Source organism: Propionicimonas sp., from assembly GCF_049840635.1.
Taxonomy (GTDB): Bacteria; Actinomycetota; Actinomycetes; order Propionibacteriales; family Propionibacteriaceae; genus Propionicimonas.
This window is the reverse complement of sequence record NZ_JASGKL010000005.1, coordinates 1,363,988-1,386,752: the sequence shown is the minus strand read 5'-3', so window position 1 is coordinate 1,386,752 and position 22,765 is coordinate 1,363,988. Positions and strand designations below refer to the sequence as shown.

The 22,765-nt window shown below is 69.9% G+C and carries 19 protein-coding genes and 2 tRNA genes; 14 read left to right on the top strand and 7 right to left on the bottom strand.

The window, feature by feature from the left end; genetic code table 11:
- Positions 1–71: 71 nt before the first annotated feature.
- From QM779_RS12180 to QM779_RS12170, 3 genes are all read left to right on the top strand, one after another.
- The gene (locus tag QM779_RS12180) at positions 72–1,925 is read left to right on the top strand and encodes an ABC transporter transmembrane domain-containing protein (protein ID WP_428535552.1); all 1,854 of its coding nucleotides are present in this window, start codon (positions 72–74) and stop codon (positions 1,923–1,925) included.
- On the top strand, positions 1,922–3,994 hold the full coding sequence (locus QM779_RS12175) for an ABC transporter ATP-binding protein (RefSeq protein WP_428535550.1): 2,073 nt from the start codon (positions 1,922–1,924) through the stop codon (positions 3,992–3,994). The genes QM779_RS12180 and QM779_RS12175 overlap by 4 nt, the downstream gene beginning before the upstream one ends.
- Positions 3,995–4,391: 397 nt before the next feature.
- Positions 4,392–4,877, top strand: coding sequence for a beta-class carbonic anhydrase (locus QM779_RS12170; protein ID WP_428535548.1), 486 nt, complete (start codon positions 4,392–4,394; stop codon positions 4,875–4,877).
- A 190-nt stretch (positions 4,878–5,067) separates the two neighbouring features.
- On the opposite strand, the gene QM779_RS12165 is transcribed toward QM779_RS12170, so the two are convergent.
- On the bottom strand, positions 5,068–6,039 hold the full coding sequence (locus tag QM779_RS12165; RefSeq protein WP_428535546.1) for an NAD(P)H-quinone oxidoreductase: 972 nt from the start codon (positions 6,037–6,039) through the stop codon (positions 5,068–5,070).
- A 117-nt stretch (positions 6,040–6,156) separates the two neighbouring features.
- Here QM779_RS12165 and QM779_RS12160 point away from each other — a divergent pair.
- Positions 6,157–6,241, top strand: a tRNA-Ser gene (locus tag QM779_RS12160).
- A 38-nt stretch (positions 6,242–6,279) separates the two neighbouring features.
- Positions 6,280–6,708, top strand: a complete 429-nt coding sequence (locus QM779_RS12155; protein WP_428535544.1) for a hypothetical protein — start codon at positions 6,280–6,282, stop codon at positions 6,706–6,708.
- A gap of 119 nt (positions 6,709–6,827) precedes the next feature.
- Here QM779_RS12155 and QM779_RS12150 read toward each other — a convergent pair whose 3' ends face one another.
- Positions 6,828–8,270, bottom strand: coding sequence for an LCP family protein (locus QM779_RS12150; RefSeq protein ID WP_428535542.1), 1,443 nt, complete (start codon positions 8,268–8,270; stop codon positions 6,828–6,830).
- 287 nt (positions 8,271–8,557) lie between these two features.
- Here QM779_RS12150 and QM779_RS12145 point away from each other — a divergent pair.
- From QM779_RS12145 to QM779_RS12125, 5 genes are all read left to right on the top strand, one after another.
- A tRNA-Ser gene (locus QM779_RS12145) sits at positions 8,558–8,651 on the top strand.
- A 527-nt stretch (positions 8,652–9,178) separates the two neighbouring features.
- Positions 9,179–9,835 (top strand): DUF5343 domain-containing protein, encoded by a 657-nt coding sequence (locus tag QM779_RS12140; RefSeq protein WP_428535540.1) that lies wholly within the window; start codon positions 9,179–9,181, stop codon positions 9,833–9,835.
- On the top strand, positions 9,832–10,413 hold the full coding sequence (locus QM779_RS12135; protein WP_428535538.1) for a Swt1 family HEPN domain-containing protein: 582 nt from the start codon (positions 9,832–9,834) through the stop codon (positions 10,411–10,413). Before QM779_RS12140 ends, QM779_RS12135 begins: the two co-directional genes overlap by 4 nt.
- A 304-nt stretch (positions 10,414–10,717) precedes the next feature.
- The gene (locus tag QM779_RS12130; RefSeq protein WP_428535536.1) at positions 10,718–10,972 is read left to right on the top strand and encodes an addiction module protein; all 255 of its coding nucleotides are present in this window, start codon (positions 10,718–10,720) and stop codon (positions 10,970–10,972) included.
- Complete coding sequence (locus tag QM779_RS12125; protein ID WP_428535534.1) at positions 10,969–11,298, top strand: type II toxin-antitoxin system RelE/ParE family toxin; 330 nt, start codon at positions 10,969–10,971, stop codon at positions 11,296–11,298. The genes QM779_RS12130 and QM779_RS12125 overlap by 4 nt, the downstream gene beginning before the upstream one ends.
- A 328-nt stretch (positions 11,299–11,626) precedes the next feature.
- On the opposite strand, the gene QM779_RS12120 is transcribed toward QM779_RS12125, so the two are convergent.
- The gene (locus QM779_RS12120) at positions 11,627–12,493 is read right to left on the bottom strand and encodes an SDR family oxidoreductase (protein ID WP_428535532.1); all 867 of its coding nucleotides are present in this window, start codon (positions 12,491–12,493) and stop codon (positions 11,627–11,629) included.
- A 49-nt stretch (positions 12,494–12,542) separates the two neighbouring features.
- Between QM779_RS12120 and QM779_RS12115 the strand changes: the two genes are divergently transcribed.
- Complete coding sequence (locus QM779_RS12115) at positions 12,543–13,166, top strand: TetR/AcrR family transcriptional regulator (RefSeq protein ID WP_428535530.1); 624 nt, start codon at positions 12,543–12,545, stop codon at positions 13,164–13,166.
- 42 nt (positions 13,167–13,208) lie between these two features.
- On the opposite strand, the gene QM779_RS12110 is transcribed toward QM779_RS12115, so the two are convergent.
- Entirely contained in the window at positions 13,209–14,861 is a 1,653-nt protein-coding gene (locus QM779_RS12110) for an AbgT family transporter (protein WP_428535528.1), read from the bottom strand.
- A 215-nt stretch (positions 14,862–15,076) separates the two neighbouring features.
- Here QM779_RS12110 and QM779_RS12105 point away from each other — a divergent pair, with 215 nt between their 5' ends.
- Positions 15,077–16,813: a threonine/serine ThrE exporter family protein gene (locus QM779_RS12105; RefSeq protein WP_428535526.1), complete on the top strand. Its 1,737-nt coding sequence runs from the start codon at positions 15,077–15,079 to the stop codon at positions 16,811–16,813.
- A gap of 92 nt (positions 16,814–16,905) precedes the next feature.
- Entirely contained in the window at positions 16,906–18,723 is a 1,818-nt protein-coding gene (locus tag QM779_RS12100) for an SLC13 family permease (protein WP_428535524.1), read from the top strand.
- Between the two features lie 21 nt (positions 18,724–18,744).
- Here QM779_RS12100 and QM779_RS12095 read toward each other — a convergent pair whose 3' ends face one another.
- Both QM779_RS12095 and QM779_RS12090 read right to left on the bottom strand, forming a co-directional pair.
- Positions 18,745–20,124 carry an MATE family efflux transporter gene (locus QM779_RS12095; RefSeq protein ID WP_428535522.1) on the bottom strand — a complete coding sequence of 460 codons (1,380 nt, stop codon included), beginning with the start codon at positions 20,122–20,124 and terminating at the stop codon, positions 18,745–18,747.
- Entirely contained in the window at positions 20,121–21,110 is a 990-nt protein-coding gene (locus tag QM779_RS12090) for a phosphotransferase family protein (protein ID WP_428535520.1), read from the bottom strand. Before QM779_RS12090 ends, QM779_RS12095 begins: the two co-directional genes overlap by 4 nt.
- A 135-nt stretch (positions 21,111–21,245) precedes the next feature.
- Between QM779_RS12090 and QM779_RS12085 the strand changes: the two genes are divergently transcribed.
- Complete coding sequence (locus tag QM779_RS12085) at positions 21,246–22,307, top strand: LacI family DNA-binding transcriptional regulator (RefSeq protein WP_428535518.1); 1,062 nt, start codon at positions 21,246–21,248, stop codon at positions 22,305–22,307.
- Positions 22,308–22,440: 133 nt separating this feature from the next.
- Here QM779_RS12085 and QM779_RS12080 read toward each other — a convergent pair whose 3' ends face one another.
- The gene (locus tag QM779_RS12080; RefSeq protein WP_428535516.1) at positions 22,441–22,728 is read right to left on the bottom strand and encodes a DUF2249 domain-containing protein; all 288 of its coding nucleotides are present in this window, start codon (positions 22,726–22,728) and stop codon (positions 22,441–22,443) included.
- Positions 22,729–22,765 lie beyond the last annotated feature (37 nt).

Below are 22,765 nucleotides of genomic sequence, written 5' to 3'. Positions count from 1 at the left end.
TGAGCGCGATCAGTCCGGAGTTGGCCGGGGTGGCTGACACGGCCCGCCTGTGAGCGTAATGTTGGTCGGCTATGCATGACTTCCCTCCCTCCGTCGACGCCTACACGCCGGCGGAGACGTCCCGGCCCGACACCCGCAGCCCCGCCAGGTTCCTGGCGTGGGTGCTGTGGGTGCAGTGGGACGTGGTCGCAGGGATGTCGCTGGCGAGCGTGATCTGGTTCCTTCCCGGCGCGCTCAGCCCGCTGCTGCTGGGCAAGGCGATCGACTCCGGGATCCTGCGCGGCGACGTGCCGGCCGTCCTCGGCTGGTCGGGCCTGCTGACCCTCGTGATCCTGGTCGGCGCCGCCGCGGGGATCACCCAGCACACCCTCGTCGTCCGCGGTTGGCTGATCTCCCTGTACGGCACGCAGAAGCTGGTGATCCGCAAGACCACCCAGCTGGGCCACGTGCTCGGCCGGCGGCTGCCGACCGGCGAGGTGCTGAGCATCTCGTCCTCGGACTCCGACATCTTCGGCCAGACCGTCGAGATCGTGTCCCGGTCGATCGGCGCACTGGGGGCCTTCGTGCTGGTCTGCGTGCTGATGTTCACCACGTCGCCGCCGCTGGGCTGGGTCGTGGTGATCGCCGCCCCGCTGCTGGTGGGCGCGGCGTCGCCGGTGCTGCGTCCGCTGAACCGCGCGCAGACGGCCGAGCGGACGCAGAACTCCGAGCTCACCTCGATGGCGACCGACATCGTCTCCGGCCTGCGGATCCTGCGCGGCATCGGCGGCGAGCGGACGTTCGGCAGCAACTACGCGTCCCAGTCCCAGAAAGTGCGCCACCTTGGCGTCGCCACCGGCACCTGGCAGGCGGTGACCGAGACGATCAGCGTGCTCCTGTCGGGGCTGCTGCTGGTGGTGCTGGTGTGGCTGGGCTCGCACGAGATGCTGGCGGGCGAGCTCACGGTGGGCCAGCTGATCTCGTTCGTCGGCTACGCGCTGTTCATGGTGTGGCCGCTGCAGACCTTCTTCGAGTTCGCCCAGAAGTGGGTGCAGGGGCTGGTGTCGGCGCGCAAAACCATCACCCTGCTCTCGCCCGAGCCCCCGTTCGCCGAGGGGACGGCGGTGCTCGCGGAGCGTCCGCGGTTGCTCGACGCCGCGTCCGGAGTGGCCGTCGAGCCGGGCCGCTACCTGGCCGTGGTCAGCGCCGTCCCCGACGACTCGGCTGCGCTGGCCGACCGGCTGGGCCGCTACCTGCCCGGCACGCACCTCGAGCCGGACGCGGACGACGAGGAGGAGTTGAAGGGACGCGCCGCGCGGCGTCGGCGGGCCGAGAAGGAGGCCCGGCGGGCGGCCATCGCCGCGGCGGACGCCGAGATCGCTGGCAGGGACTGGGGCGTCAGCGCGGACGGGCTGGACTACCGGCACCTTCCGCTGGCGTCGCTGCGGGAGACGGTCGTGGTGAGCGACACCAGCAGCCAGCTGTTCGCGGGGACGCTGCAGGAGGCGGTCGACCCGTGGGCGTCCCACACCCGCGAGCAGGCGGAGGCCGCGCTCCACACCGCCGCGGCCGAGGACGTGCGCGCCGGCCTGCCCGGCGGCTGGCAGGGCCGGGTGGACGAGCTGGGCCGCGGCCTTTCCGGCGGCCAGCGCCAGCGGGTGGTGCTGGCCCGAGCGCTGCTGCGCGATCCGGAGGTGCTCGTGCTGGTGGAGCCCACGTCCGCGGTCGACGCGCACACGGAGGCGGCGATCGCCGGCCGGCTGGCCGCGCACCGACGCGGTCGCACGACGGTCGTGATGACCGCGTCCCCGCTGCTGCTGCACCACGCCGACGAGGTGTCCCTGCTGGTGGAGGGACGTGAGGTCGCCCGCGGCACGCACACGGCGCTGCTGGCGGACCCCCGCTACCGCGACGTCGTCGGCCGAGGCATGGAGGAGGGCGAATGAGCGACGATCGAACGATCGATGAGCGCGCGGACGCCCTTCGTGACGCTGTCGGCTCGTCCCTCGCAGCCAGCTCCTCAGGGAGCGTCTCGTCAACGGTCCCTGAGGATCGGGCAGGTGAGGAACGAACCTGGCCGCGTCACGAAGGGACCACCGTCCCCGACGACACGTGGCTCGACCACCCCGCCGACGCTGCGATCCCGCCCGAGCTCGTCCCCGACCACGACGCGCCCTGGCAGAGGCGCGCGAGGGGCCTGCGGGACCGGTTCCTGCTGCGCCGCGAGCGTGCCCGCGTGGTCTACGCCGACTCCCGGCACCCCGAGCGCGGCCTGCCGGTGGCAGGCAACCAGGCCGCCTGGGCGTTCGTGAAGCGCCTGCTCGGCACTCGCAAGGGCCTGCTGGCGGTCGTCCTGTTGACCAACACCGCTGCGGCGGTCGCCGGGCTGGTCGCGCCCCGCATGCTCGGCAACCTCGTGGACGCCGTCGCGGGCGGCACGGCGGGGGTCGCGGACGTGGACCCGATCATCCTCGGCGTGGTCGTGGTGGTCGTCGTCCAGGCGATCCTGGTGATGATCGCGCGGCGCGCGTCCACCGTGCTCGGCTACGACCTGCTGGCCGCGGCCCGCGAGGAGGTCGTGGACACCGTGCTGCGGCTGCCGCTGGGGAAGGTCGAGCAGGCGTCCAGTGGCGACCTGCTGACGCGGATCACGTCCGACGTGGGCAAGATGAGCCGCTCGGTGCGCTGGGCGTTCCCGCAGCTGGTGATGTCGGCGGTGCTGGTGGTGGCGACGCTGTTCGCGCTCGTGCTGAACTCGGCGTTCCTCGCCCTGTCGGTGGCCGGGTCGCTGGTGGTGCTGTGGTTCGCCACCCGCTACTACCTGCGCTGGGCGGGAGCGGGCTACATCACCGAATCGGCGACCTATTCGCAGATCAACTCCTCGACGACGGAGACCGTCGAGGGGGCCCGGACGGTGGAGGCGCTCGGGCTGGGCGCGCGGCGGATCGCGATCAGCGACCACGACGTGGCCGAGAGCGCGCAGGCCGAGCGGTACACGATGACGCTGCGGAACCTGTACTTCATCTTCCTCGACGTCTCGTACAACCTGCCGCTGGTCGGCGTCGTCCTGCTCGGGACGTGGGGCTACGCCGAGGGCTGGGTGACGCTGGGCCAGATCACGACGGCCGCCATCTACGTGCAGGGCCTGGTCGAGCCGATGGACCGGCTGATCCAGGTGTTCGACACCCTCCAGGTGGGCCTGGCCGCGACGACGCGCCTGCTGGGCGTGGCCGAGGTGCCGGAGGACCGGGTCGCGGGCGAGGAGGTCCCCGACGGGACGGACGTGGTCGGTTCGGACCTGCGCTTCGCGTACCGCCCGGGGACGGACGTCCTGCACGGCATCGACCTCGACCTGCAACCGGGGGAGCGGTTGGCGATCGTCGGTCCGTCCGGCTCGGGCAAGTCGACGCTCGGCCGGCTTCTCGCGGGGATCAACGGCCCCCGGACCGGCGAGGTGGACATCGGCGGGGTGGACGTGATGACCCTGCCGCTGGACGTGCTGCGCACCGAGGTGGCGTTGGTGACGCAGGAGCACCACGTGTTCGTCGGCAGCGTGCGCGACAACATCGTGCTGGCGCGCGACCAGCAGCTGGCCGGCGACCAGGTGGACGCCGCGGTCGTCGAGGCGCTGCGGGCGGTCGACGCGCTGGACTGGGTGGAGCGGTTGCCGCAGGGGCTGGACACGGTGCTGGGGCACGGACGCGTCCATCTGACCCCGGCGCAGGCGCAGCAGGTGGCGCTGGCGCGGCTGATGCTGGCCGACCCGCACACCCTGGTGCTCGACGAGGCGACGTCGCTGATCGACCCGCGCACCGCTCGCCACCTGGAGGGCTCGATGGCAGCACTGCTGGAGGACCGGACGGTGATCGCGATCGCGCACCGCCTGCACACCGCCCACGACGCCGACCGGATCGCCGTCGTGATCGACGGCCGGATCGCCGAGCTCGGTTCGCACGACGAGCTCCTCGCCCTCGACGGCGAGTACGCCCGCCTCTGGCACACCTGGCGCAGCTGACCCGAGCGGTCCCTGCCATCCCGGTCGTGACCCGGGATCTCCGTGTGGGTGCCGTCGGCCGTGTGCCCGAATCCCGGCTTTCGCCGGGATGACGGAGGGGTCGGGGTTGTCATCCCGGGCTTGACCCGGGATCTCGGTGTCGAGCCCGTCTCATCCGCCGACGAAACCGTTGACCGTTGACCGTTCAACGGTCGACGGCCTACGGTCGTCGGCATGTGCTCCACGCTCACCGTCGGCCGCCGATGTCGGCGTGCCCTCTGACCTGAGCAGCACCAGCGCCGCGCCGGCAGCACCGGGCGGTCCCGCGCACTGACGAACCCGTCACCCACGCCACCCATCCGCCACCCGGCACGGGAGGCCCCGTCCTACCCGCCATTCCCTGTCCGGAGGTACCACCATGTCCGTCACCGACGAATACCTGTCCCACAACGCCGAGTACGCCGCGTCCTTCTCGGGCCCGCTGCCGCTGCCGCCGTCCCGCCATGTCGCCGTGGTGGCCTGCATGGACGCGCGGCTCAACGTCTACGCGCTCCTCGGCCTCGGGGACGGGGAGGCGCACGTCATCCGCAATGCGGGCGGCGTCGTGACCGACGACGAGATCCGCTCGCTGGCGATCAGCCAGCGGCTGCTCGGCACGACCGAGATCATCCTGATCCACCACACGGACTGCGGGATGCTCACGTTCACCGACGACGAGTTCAAGGCGGGCATCCAGGCCGAGACCGGGATCAAGCCCGAATGGGCCGCCGAGTCGTTCACCGACCTCGACGTCGACGTCCGCCAGTCGATCGCCCGAATCACGGCGAGCCCGTTCATCGTCCACAAGGACGCGATCCGCGGCTTCGTCTTCGACGTGGCCACCGGCCTGCTCCGCGAGGTCTGACCCGGCACGAGGGGACGGTTCTTTCGTGCCGGGTGCGAAAGAACCGTCCCCCGTGCCAACCGTCCGCGCGGCCGGCCCCCTCACAAACGCTCCCGAAACACGCAGAAGCTCCCGAAATTTCGGGAGCTTCTGCGAAGTCCGGGAGCGTCTGTGCCGGGGAGAGGTGTCCGGGCCCAGCGCCGGGGCGCTCCTACAGCGTCAGGATCACCTTGCCGGTGTTCTCGCCGGACTCCAGCCGGCGGTGGGCCTCGGCGACGGCCTCGAGCGGGAACCGGGTCTCGGGCGCGAGCCGGATCTCGCCCGACTCGACCAGCGGCCAGACCCGTTCGGCCACGGCGGCGCAGATGGCCGCCTTCTGCTCGACCGGACGCCCGCGCAGGCTGGTCGCGGTCACGGTGGCGCGCCTGGTTAGCAGGAGGTTCAGGTCGAGGGTGCCCTTGCGTCCGCCCTGCAGGCCGATCACGACGAGGCGTCCGTCCGTGGCGAGGCTGGCGACGTTGGCCTCCAGGTACTTGGCGCCCATCACGTCCAGGATCACGTCCGCGCCGCGGCCACCGGTCGCGTCCCTCACGGCGGCGGGCCAGTCGTCGTGGTAGTCGATCGCCACGTCCGCGCCGAGCTCGCGGCACAGCGCGAGCTTCTCCGCCGACCCGGCCGTGGTCAGGACGCGGGCGCCGAGCGCGCGGGCGTACTGGAGAGCGAACGTGCCGATGCCGCCGGCGCCGCCGTGGACCAGGACCGTCTCGCCGGCGGAGAGGTGGACGTGGTCGAAGTTGGAGACCACGGTGGCGGCGACCTCGACCAGCCCTGCGACGCTGACCAGGTCGACGCCGCGTGGTGGCGCGATCACCTGGCCGGCAGGGACGAGGACGTACTCGGCGTAGCCGCCGCCGGCGAGGATCGCCGCGCACGCGTCCCCGACCGTCCACCCGGTGACGTCGGCGCCGACCTGGTCCACTGTGCCGGACACCTCGAGCCCGATCACCTCGCTGGTTCCCGGCGGCGGCGGGTAGTGGCCCTGGCGCTGGAGCAGGTCAGCCCGGTTCACGCCCGCGGCGACGACCCTGATGACGATCTGCCCGGGGCCCGCGGTCGGCCTTGCTGCGTCCGCGACGGCCAGGTTCTCGGGTCCGCCGGGTTCGGTGACGGTGATGGTGCGCATGGTTCCAGCTTCCCACGGTCGCTCTCGCCAGGATCTCACCCGGTGGTGGATAATCGGCCCGCGGGAGGGTGACGAGGGACGCGACGCACAGCCGCTGTGACTAGGATGAGCCGATCCGGCGAGGTCGCATAGTGGACTAGTGCAGCCGCCTTGAAAGCGGCCGAGCTTCACGGCTCCGTGGGTTCGAATCCCACCCTCGCCGCGCAGCACGCCGACGGAGGGGAACGAGTGCCTGCTTCCATGCACCAGGTGCGACAGCGTCCGCCGCTGCGCGCGCTCGCGCTCGCCGCGGTGATGATGCTGGTGGGCGTTCTGGTCATCCTGATGGCGGAGCTGCTCGAGTCGAACGTCTGGCTGCTCGCCGCGGGCCTGATCGTCGTCGGCGCCGGCCTCGGGCTGTTCGGGGCCTCGGTGTGGGTGGCGCGGGCGACGCGCGTCCACGCCGTACTCGACGAGGACGGCTACGTCCTCCAGGGACGGGAGGCGACCGAGTCCGGGCTCTGGGCTGATGTCGTGCGGGTGACCCGCGGCGTCGACCGGATCTCGATCCACCACAAGGACGGGACCCGCGTGCAGCTCGTCGTCGCGCGCGGCGCCATGGCCGATCTCGACGCCCTCGGCGAGGACATCAGCCGCCGTCTGGACGCGAACCGCGGCTACGGCGCCTGAGCCGCCGTCCCTGCTGCCCGTTCCCCCGCCCCCGAATTCTCGCGTTTGCTCCCGAAAGGCGGCCTTGCTCCCCGGATTCCGGGAGCAAGGCCGCCTTTCGGGAGCAAGGAGGAGCCGGGTCAGCTCTCCGGGTGGTACGCGCAGATCTGCTCGAGGTCGTCGCTCTTGGCCTTGTTCGTCGCCTTCTTGGTGGGCGTGGCCGACGCGGAGGCGGTGGACGAAGCCGTGGCTGACGGCGACGCGGTCTCCTCGATCCCTGCGGCGGTCTCCTTGAGCGCCTTCTGGACCTTCTTGCGCACCGCGGTCCAGTCGGGATCGGGGCTGCTGAAGCCGGAGGACGGATCGAACACGATGCTGCGCAGCTTGGTGCCCTTCACCTTGACGCCCAGGTCGACCAGGTCGGTCAGGAGCGAGCGCGGCACGTCGGTGGTGATGGTCTTCTCGCCGGCGGCGGCGATGGACTGGAAGTTCGCCAGCACGGTCGCGGGCGTGGTCTGCTGCACGACCGCGTTGATCACGCAACGCTGGCGTTCCATGCGCTTGTAGTCGTCGAGGCCGTAGCGACCGCGGGCGTACCACAGGGCGTCGTGGCCCATCAGGTGCTGGTTGGGGCCGGGCTTGAGGTAGCCGTCGGGCGCGATGCCGGCGTCGGTCTGGCCGCCGATCGGGATCTTGTAGTTGATGTTGACCGTGATGCCGCCAATGGCGTTGATGAAGTCCTTGAACCCGTCCATGTTGACCTTGACGTAGTAGTCGATGTCGAGGCCGAGGGCGTAGCCGACGGAGACCTTCATCACGCTCGCGCCGAAGTCCTTGGTCTTGCCCAGGACGTCGTGGGGGACCACGGTCGGCACGACGCGGTACATCGCGTTCAGCAGGTACTGCGACCGGGTGTACAGGTCGGTGCTGCCGGACGTGAAGCCGTTCGGGTAGTACTTCGAGAGGGGCGAGTCCTTCGGGAAGGGCATCTTCTCGGTGTTGCGGGGCAGCGTGAACAGGGTGGTCGCGCCGGTGTGGGTGTCGATGGACGCGACGATCACGGTGTCGGTCCGGTCGCCCTCGGACGCCGCGCGGCCGGTGCCGGAGTCGCCGCCGATGATCAGGATGTTGAGCCGGTCCTTGTCCTTCCAGGGGTCCGCGGCATTGATCGTGGGCTGGGTGGAGTTCGGGGTCTCGTCGGTGCCGATCACGCTGTCGAGCAGGCTGCCGGTCGTCCAGGCGAGGTTGGCGCCGACGGCCATCGGAGCCGCGACGACGAAGGAGAGGACGCCCACGACGGCCGCGCCGGCTGCGCGCTGGCCGGTGGACGGGTTGGCCGGACGCAGCACGAGGTGGCTGATCCCGATCACCGCGACCCAGGCGACGGCAACGACGACCAGGCCGATCGCGATGCCCTGCAGCGCGCCCGGGGCGAGGACGGTGCTCTCGACCAGGTTCCGGTTCGTGAAGTAGAGGCCGGCGAGCCCGCCGATGACCACGACGAACAGACCCATCAGGATGCCGCCGGCGACCCGCCGTCCGGCTCGCCACAGGCCGAGGCCGGGGATGACGGCACCGAGCACCGTCCACCCGAGGGAACCAGAGAAGCTCCGGCCGTCTGCGGCGCGTCGTGCGGGGCCGGCGGTACTTCCCGCCTCCGGTTCCGCGGCGCGGCGTGCGCCGTCGGGCGCTGAAGGATCTTGGGTCAAAGGGGTTCCTTACTACAGAAGAAGAGCCGGATCAAGGTTACCGGGTCCGGCCAAATCGATTTTCCGTGCCCGGGGACGACCCCTCGCGACTCGAACGGCGGGCCGGTAACGGCCCCGCTTTGCTCCGTCGGATCGGCGCCTTGTAGGCTGGCCCACGGTCTGGAGGTGTCGCCTAGTCCGGTCTATGGCGCCCGCCTGCTAAGCGGGTTTCGGGCTTAAACCCGATCCGGGGTTCAAATCCCCGCACCTCCGCCATGACAAGGGTGAACGCCCCTCCCGAGCAAGTCTCGGGAGGGGCGTTCCTTGCTCGCGGAGGGGCTTAGTCTCAGTTCTTGGTCTCAGTTGGCGGTCACCGGCGGACGTGCGCGAAGAGTGCCGGGCGCCAGTGAACGCCAGCGGACAGCTCGATCTGGTGTTCACGGGTGGTCCGGGTGCGTCTGCCCTGTTCGAATCGATGATGAGCAACGACATGTGTTTCGCGGAGAGTCCTGGTCGCTCCGCTGGAGTCAGGGCCTGGGAGTACGCTCGCTCATCCCGACCCGCGCCCGCTCGCTGGGGATGCGCAGGTGATACGACCGGATCTGCCGAGGAGCGGATGTTGGGCTTTCAACGTCCCACTACCGAGGCGACCGCATGCGCATAGGTATGCCTCGCCTAGCGACGCAATGTCCGACTCCGCCGGCTGGGGCAGAGGTCAGGAAAGCGGAGCCCGTCTCGATGCCAGAGAGCGACTATTTGTCTTCGCCTCGAAGATGCATGTGCTGGCACATACACTCACATGTATGAGTCTTCCAACGGCCTATCTCACGTCGTTCAAGAACCTCCCGGCGATCTTGAAGGCGATACAGGGAGCCCAAGCGCCCGAACGCTTCACCCAGAAGTTCCTTGAGGGTCTTGGCTTCCCCAGCTCTAATGACCGCACGGTGATAAACGTCTTGAAGGCTCTAGGCTTCCTCGATGAATCCGGCCTCCCCCAGCGGCGGTATCACGCGTACCTCGATCAGACACAGTCCGCCCTGGTTCTCGCGGCCGGCCTGCGGGACGCCTACGCCGATCTCTTCCGGGTGAACAAGAACGCCCACACCATGTCGACCAACGACGTGAAGAACAAGATGAAGACTCTCTCCGAGGGGGCGTTCACGGATCGGGTGCTAACTCAGATGGCCGGGACCTTCACCACGTTGGTGAAGGAGGCTGACTTCTCTACCCCGTCCTCGACAGATCAGGTCGAGAAGCTCGACGGCGCCAATGATGGCAACGACAACAACGGAAGCGGAGACCAGAACACCGGGCAGATGCGGCTACCTCCACCAGCGCCAGCGAAGGATTCTCCGATCTTCGGAAGCCTGACCTACAACATCAATCTTCACCTGCCAGAGTCGCGCGACCCTGCCGTGTACAACGCGCTCTTCAAGGCCTTGCGCGATCACCTCCGATGAGCGCGACGGACGGCCTGTACGACTTTGTCTACCGTGCCATGCTCACTGAAGAAGCGCTCGACAGCGCGGGCCGAAATCGTAGGTCCGTTGATGCCGCACAATCCCAGGCGATAGCGGAGGCCCTGAGTCTCGAACTCCTGGAGGTTGAGGACCTCGAGGGTGCGCGACAAATGGCCATCGTGTATACCGCGATCGCCGCGTTCGAGAGTTCGGCTCGGAGGTTCGTGACCCGCGTTCTGATGGATGCGTTCGGTGAGGAGTGGTGGGAGAAGGGGGTTTCCGAGAAGATACGCAAGTTCGCCGAATCCCGCCGCGACGAGGAGGAGAAGACCAAGTGGCATGGCGTGCGAGGCGACTCGCTTCTCGACTACACGGAACTCGGCCACATCCCGAACATCTTGCAGCAGAACTGGGACCTCTTCGAACCGTACGTGCGGCGTATCGATTGGGCGACGTCGCTATTCGCGACGCTAGAACGGTCGCGCAACGTGATCATGCACAGCGGCTCGCTCGCCCTCCCCGACGTGGAGCGGGTGGGGATGAGTATGCGCGACTGGAACAAGCAGGTCGGCCTCTAGTTTCGCCTTGGAACCGCCAAACACCCCAGCACGCGTTCCCTGCCATCGGACATCCGACTCTGCCGCTGATCGCGATGCTGGCTTGAGCGGCCGTTCTGCCGGTGCAAGACACTCGGCTCCTCCCAATCGGTTTGCCCGAGAGGCCTGAAGATGGGCTCGGTCGTCGCCCCCTTTCGACCACCCGACTTGAGGTGCGTCGATCGGATGGAGTGGTGGTCGGACGCGACTTCCCGGCCGCACCCCTGGCCGTCGAACACCGCGGTCGTCTGGGGTCGGTGTCAGGGCCGCGTCGTAGACTCTTCTCATGGCACAGGAGGTCGTGGACGTTGAGCGGGCGCTGTTGGCGCTGCCTCCGCATGACCGCGCGGCGGTGGTGCACGCAGCCTTGATCAGCCTGGACGGTGGCGCCTCCGACGACTCCCAGGACGATATCGACACCGCATGGCGCGAAGAGGTCGCCGGCCGTCTTGCTGACGCGCTCGAGGGTGGGGCCGAGCTGGGATCTTTCGAGGCGACGCGCGCCCGGTTCGCTGCGAAGTACCCAGCTGCCGCCCAGTGACGTCAATCCACCCCGAACACCCGGAGGCAGCCGCGGAGCTGTTCGCTGCCGCGGAGCATCTCGAACTGATCGAGCCCGGCCTCGGTCACGCCCTGTTCGGCGTCGTCGCCGAGGCAATCGCCTCGATTGAGCAGTACCCGGACGGCTGGCCGCCGCTGGCTGGCTGGGACTCCGAACCGGTCGTGCGGAGCAAGGCGACGGAGCGGTTTCACTATCGGGTGGTCTACTTCGTCCGGGACGGTGAGCCGGTCATTCTGGCCTACGCCCATGAGAGGCAACGTCCCGGCTACTGGAAGCAGCGCTTCAGCGATATCGCCGACGACTGAAGGAATCGAACGTCGCCGACGGCGAAACCGATGATGCGTAGTCTCAGTTCTCGTCTCATTTGCTCGCGTCCGCTCCCGTTCGTCGCTTTCCGCAAGTCCCGCGAAACGGCTAGTCCCGGTCATGTCCGGACGTACTGGAACGGTCGCTCGCCCTACTGCTAAGCGGGTTTCGGGCTTAAGCCCGATCCGGGGTTCACACCCCCGCACCTCCGCCATGACAAGGGTGAACGCCCCTCCCGAGCAAGTCTCGGGAGGGTCGTTTCCTGTGTCCGCGGCCGGATATCCATGTGGGGGGTGAGTTCAGGTGCAGAAGCTGCGGCGTCCCGGGTCACTCCGGGGCGGCGTGGGCGAGCAGGCGACGCTCGTTGGCCGCGAGGGCGTGATCGAGCATCCCATCGGAGAGCAGGCGTGAGAGCAGGGTGAACGTCGCGCCGTCGCGTCCGATCGTGTATCGGGTCCGGGGGCGCTTGGTCGTTGCCACGTCGGCGATGACCTTGCCCGCTCTCTCGGCAGGCATTCCGCTGCGGCCGAACTCGGTGGCCTGCGCGAAGAAGGCCTTCATGACGTCGGTGTAGCGTCCCCGACTCTCCGTGCTCGTGGAGTCGAGGAGGTCGTTCGCGGTGCGAGTTCCCGTCGCACCCATCTCGGTCCTGACCGCACCGGGCTGCACGACCACCACGCTGACCCCCTGGCGGGCGACCTCTCGGCGGAGTGCGTCGCTCATCGCCTCGACGGCGAACTTGGTCGCGCTGTAGGCGCCGAAGGCGGGGACCACAATCCTGCCGCCGGTCGAGCTGATGTTCACGATCCGGCCACGGCTGGCGCGAAGCTCCGGCAACAATGCCTGGATCATCGCGATGTGCCCGAAGAGATTCACCTCGAACATCGTCCGCCACACCGGCAGCGGCAGCGTCTCGACGGGCGCGTTGGCGGCCATCCCCGCGTTGTTGATCAGGGCGCGGAGCGGTCGCGCGTCCTCGTGGACGCGTTTCGCGAGCGCAGCCACGTGCTCCGGATTCGTGATGTCCAGCATGACCGGCTCGATGCCCTCGCCGCGGATGAGCCCTGCTGCCTGCTCGTTCCGGACACCGGCAAGGACGTGGTAGCCGCGACGGGCGAGTTCCCGGGCGGTCGCAGCCCCCATGCCGGTCGAGGCGCCACTCACAACGACGAGTTCCTCATGTGACATTGTCATATGGGCACGGTAGCGCTCTCACCTGACAACGTCAACTAGAATCACGACCGTGACCTCACGCTCCGACTCCGCCGCCGCGACGAGGCGCGCACTCCTGGACGTCACGGCGGAACTGCTCGACGAAGGCGGGCCGGACGCGGTGACGCTGCGGGCGGTGGGTGCTCGAGCGGGAGTGTCCCGAGGCGCTCCCTACGGTCACTTCGCCGACAAGGACGAGTTGCTGACGGCGGTGGCGATCGCCAGCTGGCAGCGTCTCGCCGTCCAGCTCGCCGCGCTGCGCGCGGACGCCGAGCTGGCGCCGCACCAGCGACTCACCAGCGCACTCCTGGCGATGCTCGAGATCGCCCGGTCGCATCCACATCTGCACGCTCTGATGTTTCGCGTTCCGAAAGGCGATCCTGCGGCCCTCGCCACGGCCGCGCTCACGTCGCAGGATGAGTTCCTGCCCATGGTCGCCGCAGTCGCGGGCGAGCATCGCGCCAGACCGCTCGGCGCGCTCCTGCTCAGCGGGACGTTGGGGGTGGCAGGTATGGAGCGAGCAGGCCAGCTGGAGACGGAGAAGTGGCAGGTCACCGGGGACGAGCTGGTCGCCTTGCTCACGGATCTCGTGCGGACCTCCGGTGGCGCTGTTACTTCTGGAGCGGTCCTGCCGAGCTCAGTGGCTCTTGGTTGAGACGCGCGACAGCGTCGCCGTGGGGTGGGCGATCCGCCTCGATCAGGGCAGGTTCACGGGGGCGCCGGGGCCCCAGGGGATGCCGAGGCCGAACCAGACGGCGTACAGCACCGTCCAGCTCACGAGGATCGCGCCGGCGTAGGGCAGCATCAGGGAGATGATCGTGCCGATGCCGGCGTCCTTCTTGTAGCGCTGCGCGACGGTCACCATGAACGGCAGGTACACCATCAGCGGGGTGAGCACGTTCACCGGGGAGTCACCGACCCGGTAGGCGGCGAGCAGGGTCTGCGGGGCCACGCCGAGCTGGGCGAAGATCGGGATGAAGACCGGGGCGAAGATCACCCACTTGGGCACGAGGCCCGGCAGGATGAAGTCGAGCACCACGATCACCAGGATGAACGCGAGCAGCAGGACGATCGCCGGCACGTTGGCCTGGGTGAGCACCTCGGCGGCGGACACCGCGGCCACGGTGGGCAGGTTCGACCAGTTGAAGAGGGCGATGAACTGGGCGATCATCAGGAACATCAACAGCAGGCCGCCGAGGCTGGCGAACGTCTTGGTGATCGCCGCCACTGCAGCGTTGCCGCCCTGCAGCGTCTTCGCTCCCCGTCCGTAGCCGAGCCCTGCGACCATGAACGCCAGCGAGATCACGAACACCAGGGACGCCATGAACGGCGTGTTGCCGATGATGTTCCCGGTCGCCGGATCGCGCAGCGGCGCGCCCGGCGGCAGCGTCAGCGCCAGCACGATCAGGGCGAACACTCCCACCCAGATTCCGGCCGTGCGCAGGCCCTTCGCCTCGGCGGCCTCGTCCACCTCCTCGTCGGCGTGGAAACTGCCGTCGGCGCCCTCGAAGGTCCCCAGGCGTTTCTGGGTGATCTTCACCGTGACCAGCCACACCACCGCAGCCATCACGATCGAGGAGACGATCGAGAAGTAGAAGTTCTGCGTGATCTCCAGCGCAGGCATGTTCAGGCTGGTCAGCACAGAGTTGGTGACCTCTGTGAGCATGGCGTCGGACGGGGTCAGCAGGAGGTTCGCGGCGAACACGCCGCCCACGCCGGCGAACGCGGCCGCCAACCCGGCCAGCGGATGCCGCCCCACCGAGTAGAAGGCGGCCGCAGCGAGCGGCACCAGGATGAGGTAGCCCGCGTCGGTCGCCACCGAGGACAGGACGCCGACGAAGATCAGGATGAACGTCAACCAGCGGGCGGGCGCCACCCGGACGATGGTGCGGATCAGGGCCCCCATCAGGCCTGCGTGCTCGGCGACCCCGACGCCGGCCATCGAGACCAGCACGACCGCCACCACGCCGAAGCCCGCGAAGTTGTCGACGAAGGACGAGAAGAAGAACCGGGCGCCCTCCACCGAGATCAGGCTGCGCACCGCGATCGTCTGTTCCTTAACGACGAAGTCGGGTACCTCGGCGGGCTCGCCCGTCACCGAGTCATAGATCGACCAGGTGCCGCCCAGGTGTTCGTTGATCTGGCTGAACTCGTCCTTGGGCACCGGGACCACCATCTCGTCGGTGACCTTCACTCCCGCCAGGGACAGCACGGCCGACAGGAGGGCGACGATGCCGATGAGATAGACGAACATGATCGTCGGGTTCGGCACCTTGTTGCCGACCCGCTCGATCCAGTCCAGCAACTTTGATGACTCGGCGGCGTTGGCGGCTGGCGCTGGTGCTGTCACGGCGGTGGCCCCATCTTGATCGGCGGAAGACTGCGGCAACTCGACTACCGGTGCTCACGATAGTGATCCAGCAGCGCTGGTGGGGGTCCCGCCGAGGCCGGTGGACACCTGGTTCGCCGAGCGCGCCGACGTCGGGCATGATCCGCCTGGGCCCCGCCGCCGAGGTGAGGGACGGTGGCCATAGGCTCGGACCAGTTCGTGGAGAGGAGCCCGACGTGGGCAGCTGGTGGCGTGGCCCCGCCGTCGCCCTCACGCTGGTCCTGCTCGCGGTGGGGCTCGGTGGGACGCCCGCGTCCGCCGCTCCTGGTGTTCCCCTGCCCCAGGAGACGGCCACGTCAGCGCCGGCGGAACCGTCGCCCACCGATGAGGCGACCGAGGCCGAGCCGGGCGAATCGGCCACCCCGACCGAGGACCCGACGTCGGACGAGCCGTCCCCGCCGGCATCGGAGCCACCGAGCGTCCCGACCCCGACGCCGACCGCGACCTCGGCCCTGCCGCCCCCTCCGTCGACGGTGTCGCCGAGCCCCGCGCCCACGGGTGGTCCGACCATCGGAGAGCTGGAGCCCGTGCCGCCTGCGCTGGCCGACCCTCCGGCGTCGCCGACCTCGTGGGTGCCGGCGGTCGTCGCACTGGTGGCAGGCCTGGCGATCGGACTCGTCCTGCGCAGGAGGCAGAGTCGTGCGGCGATTCGGCGGACGCCGGCTCCCGCGCCTCCCCCGCCGGCAGGCGACGAGTCGGCGGCGGCGCTCGCCGCGCTGGAGGCGATCGGCGAGGCGATGACGGACGCGGGCTACTCCATGGCGGCCGTCCGGCAGTCGCTGGAGGAGATCTCGGCCACCAACGGCTACCCGGCCACCGAGATCGTGGCCTTTCCGACGGCGCTGATCGTCTCTGCGCGCGGTCTCGGCGACGTGCGGACGGGAGCTGTCTCCAGCGGACGCCGCGAGCTGTTCTTCAGCCAGACCGACGCCCTGGACGACCTCGTCGTGGAAGCACGCACGACGCCGACGCGTGCCAGCGCGATCACGGCGCGGATCGCCGGGATCCGGGCCATGCCCGAGCCGTACCCGCTGGCCGTGCGGGTGCTCGCCTACGTCGCGGCGTCGGCGGGGATCGCCGTCCTGCTCGGTGCCTCGTGGGGTGGAACGGGCTTGTCGACGGTGCTGGGCGCGGGGGTCGGATGGGCCCAGATCTCCGCCGAACGGCTGCGGGAACAGTTCCGGGCCCTGGTCACGGTCGGCTCGGCGTTCGTGGTCACCCTGGTCGTCCTGCTGCTGACCACCGCCGGCCACGACCCGGGTCTGCTGCCGTCGGTGATCGGGCCGCTGGTGATCTTCCTCCCCGGTGGACTGCTCACCATCGGGGCGCTGGAACTGACCACCCAGCACATGATGTCGGGCGCCGGACGGGTGGCCGCGGGCGCGATGCAGCTGGTCCTGCTGGCCGTCGGGATCGTGGGCGCCGCCGCCCTCGTGGGCGTCCCCCGGCTCGAGCTGGTCGGCTCGGCCCAACCGATCGGCCCGGTCGGACCGTGGGTGGCGGTGGCCGTGTTCGGGGTCGGCATCGTCGTCCACCAGTGCGGACGGCTGCGTTCGATCGGCTGGATCCTGCTCGTGCTGTACGTGGCCTACAGCGCCCAGGTGCTCGGCGACATCCTGTTCGGCGGCGCCCTGTCAGCCTTCGTCGGGGCGTTCGCGATGACCCCGGTGGCCGCGCTGGTGGCCCGCCAGCCGTCCGGGCCGGCGGCGCTGGTGAGCTTCCTGCCGGCGTTCTGGCTGCTCGTCCCCGGGTCGTTGGGCCTGGTGGGTGTGGCGAGCATCCTCGACGGGAACGCCGCCGGGGTGAACACCCTGCTCACGACCGCCTCCACGATGGTCGCGATCGCCCTGGGCACGCTGGCCGGCGCCGCGGTGAGTTCCCGTCTCTCCCCGGACCGTCCGTCCTTGCTCTGAGAGCACGTCCCGCCCAGCGATCGGACGGACACCTTCGGGCTCGCCATCGTGAGCAAGTAGCGTGACCGCGTGCCGAACTGCTCGGAGTCGGGATGAACGCGCAGCTGGTGATCGTGCTCGCCCTGCTGGTGGCGGCGATCGTCCTGTTCGTGATCGGCCGCCCGCGGATGGACGTGGTCGCGCTGCTGGTGCTGGTCGCCCTGCCGCTGACCGGCGTCCTGACCGTCCCGGAGACGCTGTCCGGCTTTGCCGACCCGAACGTGATCCTGATTGCCGCGCTGTTCGTCGTGGGCGAGGGCTTGACGCGGACCGGGGTGACCTACCGCATCGGGGACTGGCTGGCGGCCAACGCCGGCTCCTCCGGCGCCCGGCTGCTCGTGCTGCTGATGCTGGCCGTGGCGCTGCTCGGCTCCGTGATGAGCTCGACCGGCGTGGTGGCGATCTTCGTCCCGGTCGCACTGGCCGTGGCCAAGCAGTTGGGGACGTCGTCGCGTCAGCTGCTGATGCCGCTCAGCTTCGCCGGTCTGATCAGCGGCATGCTCACCCTGATCGCGACCGCCCCCAACCTCGTCGTCAACGCCGAACTCGTCCGGCACGGGCTCGAGCCGTTCGGCTTCTTCGCCCCGACGCCGTTCGGGCTGGTGGTGCTGGTGCTGGGGGTCGGCTACCTGCTGCTGATGCGGGGACGCCTCGGCGGCGACGCCGAGAACTCGACGGCCGAGGGGCGCCGGACGATCCCCGACCTCCTCGCGGCCTACGGTCTGGACGAGGGCAAGGAGCGCCTGCGCGTGCTGCCGGGCTCCGAACTGGCCGACCAGCGGCTCGCGGACTCCCGGCTGGCGACGCGGTACGGGATCACCGTCCTCAACGCGGAGCGTGGTCCGCAGTGGCAGCGCTCGGTGGTCGCCGCCGACGCCGGCCTGCGGCTCGCCGTCGGTGACGTGATCACGGTCACCGGTGCGCTGCCGCCGGAGGCGACGCTGCGCGATCTCGGGCTGGAGGAGGTCGGCATCAGCACGTCGAAGTTCACCCAGATCTCTCGACGGCTCGGCATCGCGGAACTCCTCGTGCCGCCCAACTCTGCCGCTGCCGGAGCCAGGATCGGAGACCTCGACCTGGAGGGGACCTACCAGGTCACCGTCATCGGTGTCCGGCACAAGGGGAGACCCGGGGGTGAACTCCGACCGGAGCAGCGGCTGGACGTGGGCGACACCCTCCTGGTGGTCGGACAGTGGCCGGCCATCCAGCGGGTCGGGGGCCGCGCGTCCCGCTTCGTCCTGCTGGACACGCCGGAGGAGGCCGCGGAGGCGGCGCCCGCCGGTAGCCGCTGGCTGTACGCGGTGCTCAGCCTGCTGGTGATGGTGGTGCTGATGGTCACCGGCGCCGTGCCGAATGTGCTCGCCGCGCTGATCGCCTGCCTGCTGATGGGAGCCAGCGGCTGCATCGACATGCCGACCGCCTACCGCGCGATCCACTGGCCCACCCTGCTGCTGATTGTCGGCATGCTCCCGTTCGCCCAGGCACTGGAGAAGACCGGTGGTATCGACCTCGCCGCACAGGGCCTGCTGTCGGCGGTGGGCGGCGCGGGGCCCCGGGTGGTGCTGGCCGCGATCTTCGTCGCCACGGCGGCGATCGGGCTGTTCGTGTCGAACACGGCCACGGCCGTCCTGATGGCACCCGTGGCGATCGCCGTCGCGCCCCAGTTGGGGGCCTCCCCCTACCCGTTCGCGATGACCGTGATGCTGGCCGCGTCCGCCGCGTTCATGACCCCCATCTCGTCCCCGGTCAACACCCTGGTCGTCGAACCCGGACGCTACCGGTTCAGCGACTTCGTGAAGATCGGGACGCCCTTCACGCTGGTGGTGGGGCTCGTCAGCGTCCTGATGGTGCCGCTGCTCCTGCCGCTGTGACCGCCCCGGGGGTTGGCTGGTCTAGGCGTTGCGGGCGAAGCGCCGTCCATCGTCCGCTGACTCGCCCCTGTGCGCGTGGTGTCGCAGGATGAGGAGGGCCGCGACGGCGGAGAGGGCTTCTCCAGCGGGGATGCTGGCCCAGATCCCGAGTGGTCCCCACGCCGACAGGACGGCGACCAGGGGGATCTTGATCGCGAGGAGGGTTCCGATCGAGATCAGGTAGGAGGGGACGGGGCGTCCGATGGCCTGGAAGTAGGCCGAGACCAGGGGCGGGATCCCGGCGAAGGTGAAGGTGATGGCGACGATCCGCAAGGCCTCGGTGGCGGTGGCGACGGTCTGGGGATCGGTGACGAAGAGCCGGGTGAGCGGGTCCGCGGTGAGCGCGACCAGCAGGCCGGTGCCGGCCCCGTAGAGGACGGTGGCGCGCAGGGCGAGGGTGCGGGCGCGGGCGACCCGATGGGTGGAGCCCTGACCGTGGTTGTAGCCGACGACGGGTTGGACGCCCTGGGTGATGCCGGTCTGGGGCATGGCGATGAAGGTCTGGATGCGGGCGGTGACCGCGAACGCTGCGAGGGCGACGGCGGCGGGGACCAGGGTGTTGGTGGCGAGGCGGGCGTTGATCAGCACGATCAGCACCGTGGCGCCGAGGCCGGCGAGGAAGGACGGGGCGCCGATCCCGAGCAGGGCGCCGATCATGCCCAGTCGGGGGCGCAGGTCGGCCGCGGTGATCCGGTAGGGCCGGCGGCGTTGGAGGAAGAAGAACCAGACGGCCATGCCGGCGGAGACCATCTGTCCGCCGACGGTGCCGAGGGCGGCTCCAGTGACGCCGAGGCCGAGCCCGTAGATGAACAGCGGGTCGAGGGTCATCTGAACCAGGACCGGGATCACCCAGAGCAGGGTGGAGAACCGGAGCCGGCCCTCGGCGCGGACCAGCGCGGAGAAGCCGGTGGAGAAGATGGCGCCGGCGATGATGACGGTGGCGTAGGGACGTGCGTAGGCGAGCGTGTCGCCGGTCGCGCCGAGGATCGCGAGGAGCGGGTCGAGAGCCCACAGCCCGATCACGGTGACCGCGACCGCCGTGGTCCAGAACACGACGAACGCGTTGCCCGCGGCGTGGGCGGCATCCTGGGGACGGCGGGCACCGAGGCTGCGGGAGACCAGGGAGGCGCCGCCGACCCCGACGGTGGTGGAGACCGCGCCGAGCAGGAGCAGGACGGGCGCGACCAGATTCACCGCGGCGAGGGCGGTCTCGCCGACGCCGCGGGCGACGAACCAGGCGTTGGTCAGCGCGTAGATGCCGTACACCCCGACCGAGAGCGTGGTCTGTGAGCAGGCGTGCCACAGCACCCGGCCGACCGGCTGGGTGCCGAGAGCGTCGGCGCTGTCCAGGGAGGCGGTCATTCGGTGTGGCCGAACGCGCCCATCAGTTGGTCCAGCTGCGCGCGGGCCCAGTCGTACTGCGCCGGGGTCTCGTGGCCGCGGTAGTGCGTCTCGATGATCATGATCAGGATCAGGTACAGGGTGTAGAGGCGCCGGCGATGCTGCTCGGCCTCGGTGAGGGCGGAGTGGCCGTAGCCGCGCATGAACGCGGCCGGATCGCCGAACGCGGGCAGGTCGATGGCGGTGAACCCGGCCTCGATCAGCGGGTCGCCGTAGAAGGCACGTTCGTGGTCGATGATCGCCACGATCCGTCCCTCGCGGACCATCGTGTTGCTGTTCCACAGGTCCCACTCGACGAAGCGGGGCTCGGTGATCGCGTCGAGCACCGGCAGGTGGTCCGCGATCACCTGCCGCACCAGCGCGTAGTCCCAGCCCAGGTCCAGTCCGGCGCGTTCCCCGTCCTCGAGCACGTCGGAGATCATGGACGCGAACGCGTCCCGCCAGGTCGGGAAGCCGGGCCCGGCGAGCGGACCGTAGTGCGGCCCGACGATCGAGTTCAGCGCGGCGTTCATCGCGCCGAGCTGCTCGTTGTACGACTCGGTCTGCTCCGGGCTCAGCGCGCCCTCCTCGGCGAGGATCCCGAAGTTGTCGGCCTCGATGAACGGCATGAAGAACCACGGCGCGTCACACAGCTCGAGCGAGTCGTCGAAATGGTCGACTGCGGGGACCGGGACGCCGGTGTGGGCCTGGACGAGCTCGAGCGCGGCGACCTCGTTGCGCATCATGTCGTGCTCGTAGGTCATCACGCTGACCCCCGGCGGTGGCGCGATCTTCAGCACGACCTGCCGGCCGTCCCGCAACCCGATCCGGTAGGCGACGTTGAACCAGCCGTGCCCCAGCTCCACGGCGAAGTCGTCGGAATCGACGACCTGGTCGGGGCCGTACGCCCGGGCGACCATCCGCCGCAGCGTCTCCGGCGACTGGCGGTTCTTGGTGATGCTCTCCATGCGTGGTTCCCTTCCGGCAGCACTGCCGAGGTTCGTGGGCTGCCGGCTTCTGGGAGCGGCCGGGCAGCCCCTGCGGCTTGTCTTCTGTATCGATTAAGATTAGCGTCCTCTGTATCGATTGAGGAAGTGGTCGGGATGGTGCTGCCAGCAGAGTCGCCGGTGACGATGAAGACCCTCGCCCACCAGATCGGGGTGTCGGTCGCCACCGTCTCCAACGCCTACAGCCGGCCCGACCAGCTCTCGGCGGAGCTGCGTCACCAGATCCTCGCGACCGCAGAGGAACTCGGCTACGCCGGGCCCAGCGTCGCCGGCCGGGCGCTCCGCTCGGGCCGCAACGACGTCTGCGGGTTCCTGTTCGGCGGCGAGCTCGCCACGGCGTTCTCCGACCCCTACTCGGTCATCTTCCTCGCCGGGCTGAGCGAGTCCGTCGAACAGTTCGGGGCGTCGGTGCTGCTGCTGAAGGCACCGGTCGGGGACGGCGCGACCCAGGCGCTGCAACGAGCCCCGATCGACGCCCTGGTCGCGAACTCGACCGTGGCCAGCCAGACCGGCATCGAGATGCTGCGCGGGCGCGGGGTGCGGATCGTGCGGACCCGGCGCTGCGAGGACGGCGACTGGGTGGGCATCAACGACGCCAGTGCCGCCCAACTGGTCGCGCGGCACCTCTTCCGGCTGGGCCACCGCGACATCGTGGTCGTCGCTGCCGGCGCCAGCACCGGCGGCGTCGACGAGTGGGCCTACCATCCCGACCGGCCCGTCCCCGGCCTGGTCGAGGGCTCCTACGAGAGCGAGCGGATCCGCGGCATCTGGGACGAACTCACCCCCCGCGCCCTGCGCGTCGTCCGCGCCGGCGCCAACACCCGCGCCGCCGGCCGCACCGCCGCCGGGCAGGCCCTCGACGTCCAGGCCAGGCCGACCGCGATCGTGGCCCTCAGCGACGTGCTCGCGTTCGGCATCCTCGACGCCGTCCGGGCGCGTGGCCTCGAACCCGGCCGCGACATCTCGATCTGCGGGTTCGACGACATCCCGGACGCGAACTTCCTCGGCCTCACGACCCTGCACCAACCGATCACGAAGAAGGGCCGCCTCGCCGGGCTCCTCGCCATGGACCCCGACCACCCCCAACGGCACAACCCCCTGCCCGTCCAGCTCGTCGTCAGAGCCAGCACCGGGCCGGCCCCCACCCCGAGGAAGTAGAAGGGCATAGAACGGCTCGACCCTCTACACCGAACGCTGCTGCCCGGCTCCCAGCCAGGCCTTGCCCTTGTGGATGACCCGGAAGCGCCGGGAAGCTCTCGTGCCGAAGCGAGGATCGGACTCAGGCCGGCGGTCAGCCCTCGCGGGTGATCCTGAGCCGCCACTCCTCGGGGTCCTCGCGCAGGTACTCGACCTCGATCGGCGCGATCGCGGCGAGCTGGCCGAGCAGCGGCAGCGGGTTGTGCGGTGCGACCAGCACCAGCGCGCCGCCGGCAGGGATCGCGCCGAAGGCGCCGATCACCGTCGCGTGGCGGATGGCGTGCGGGATCGCCCGCACGTCGAGGACCGGGTCGCCCTCGTCGTGGTGCCCGCACGCGCAGCCGCCCACGCCGGCGTTCTCGAGGTGAACCGTCTTCTGCATCCTGATCCTGTCTCCTTCGGTTGTGCTCCGGGGGGAG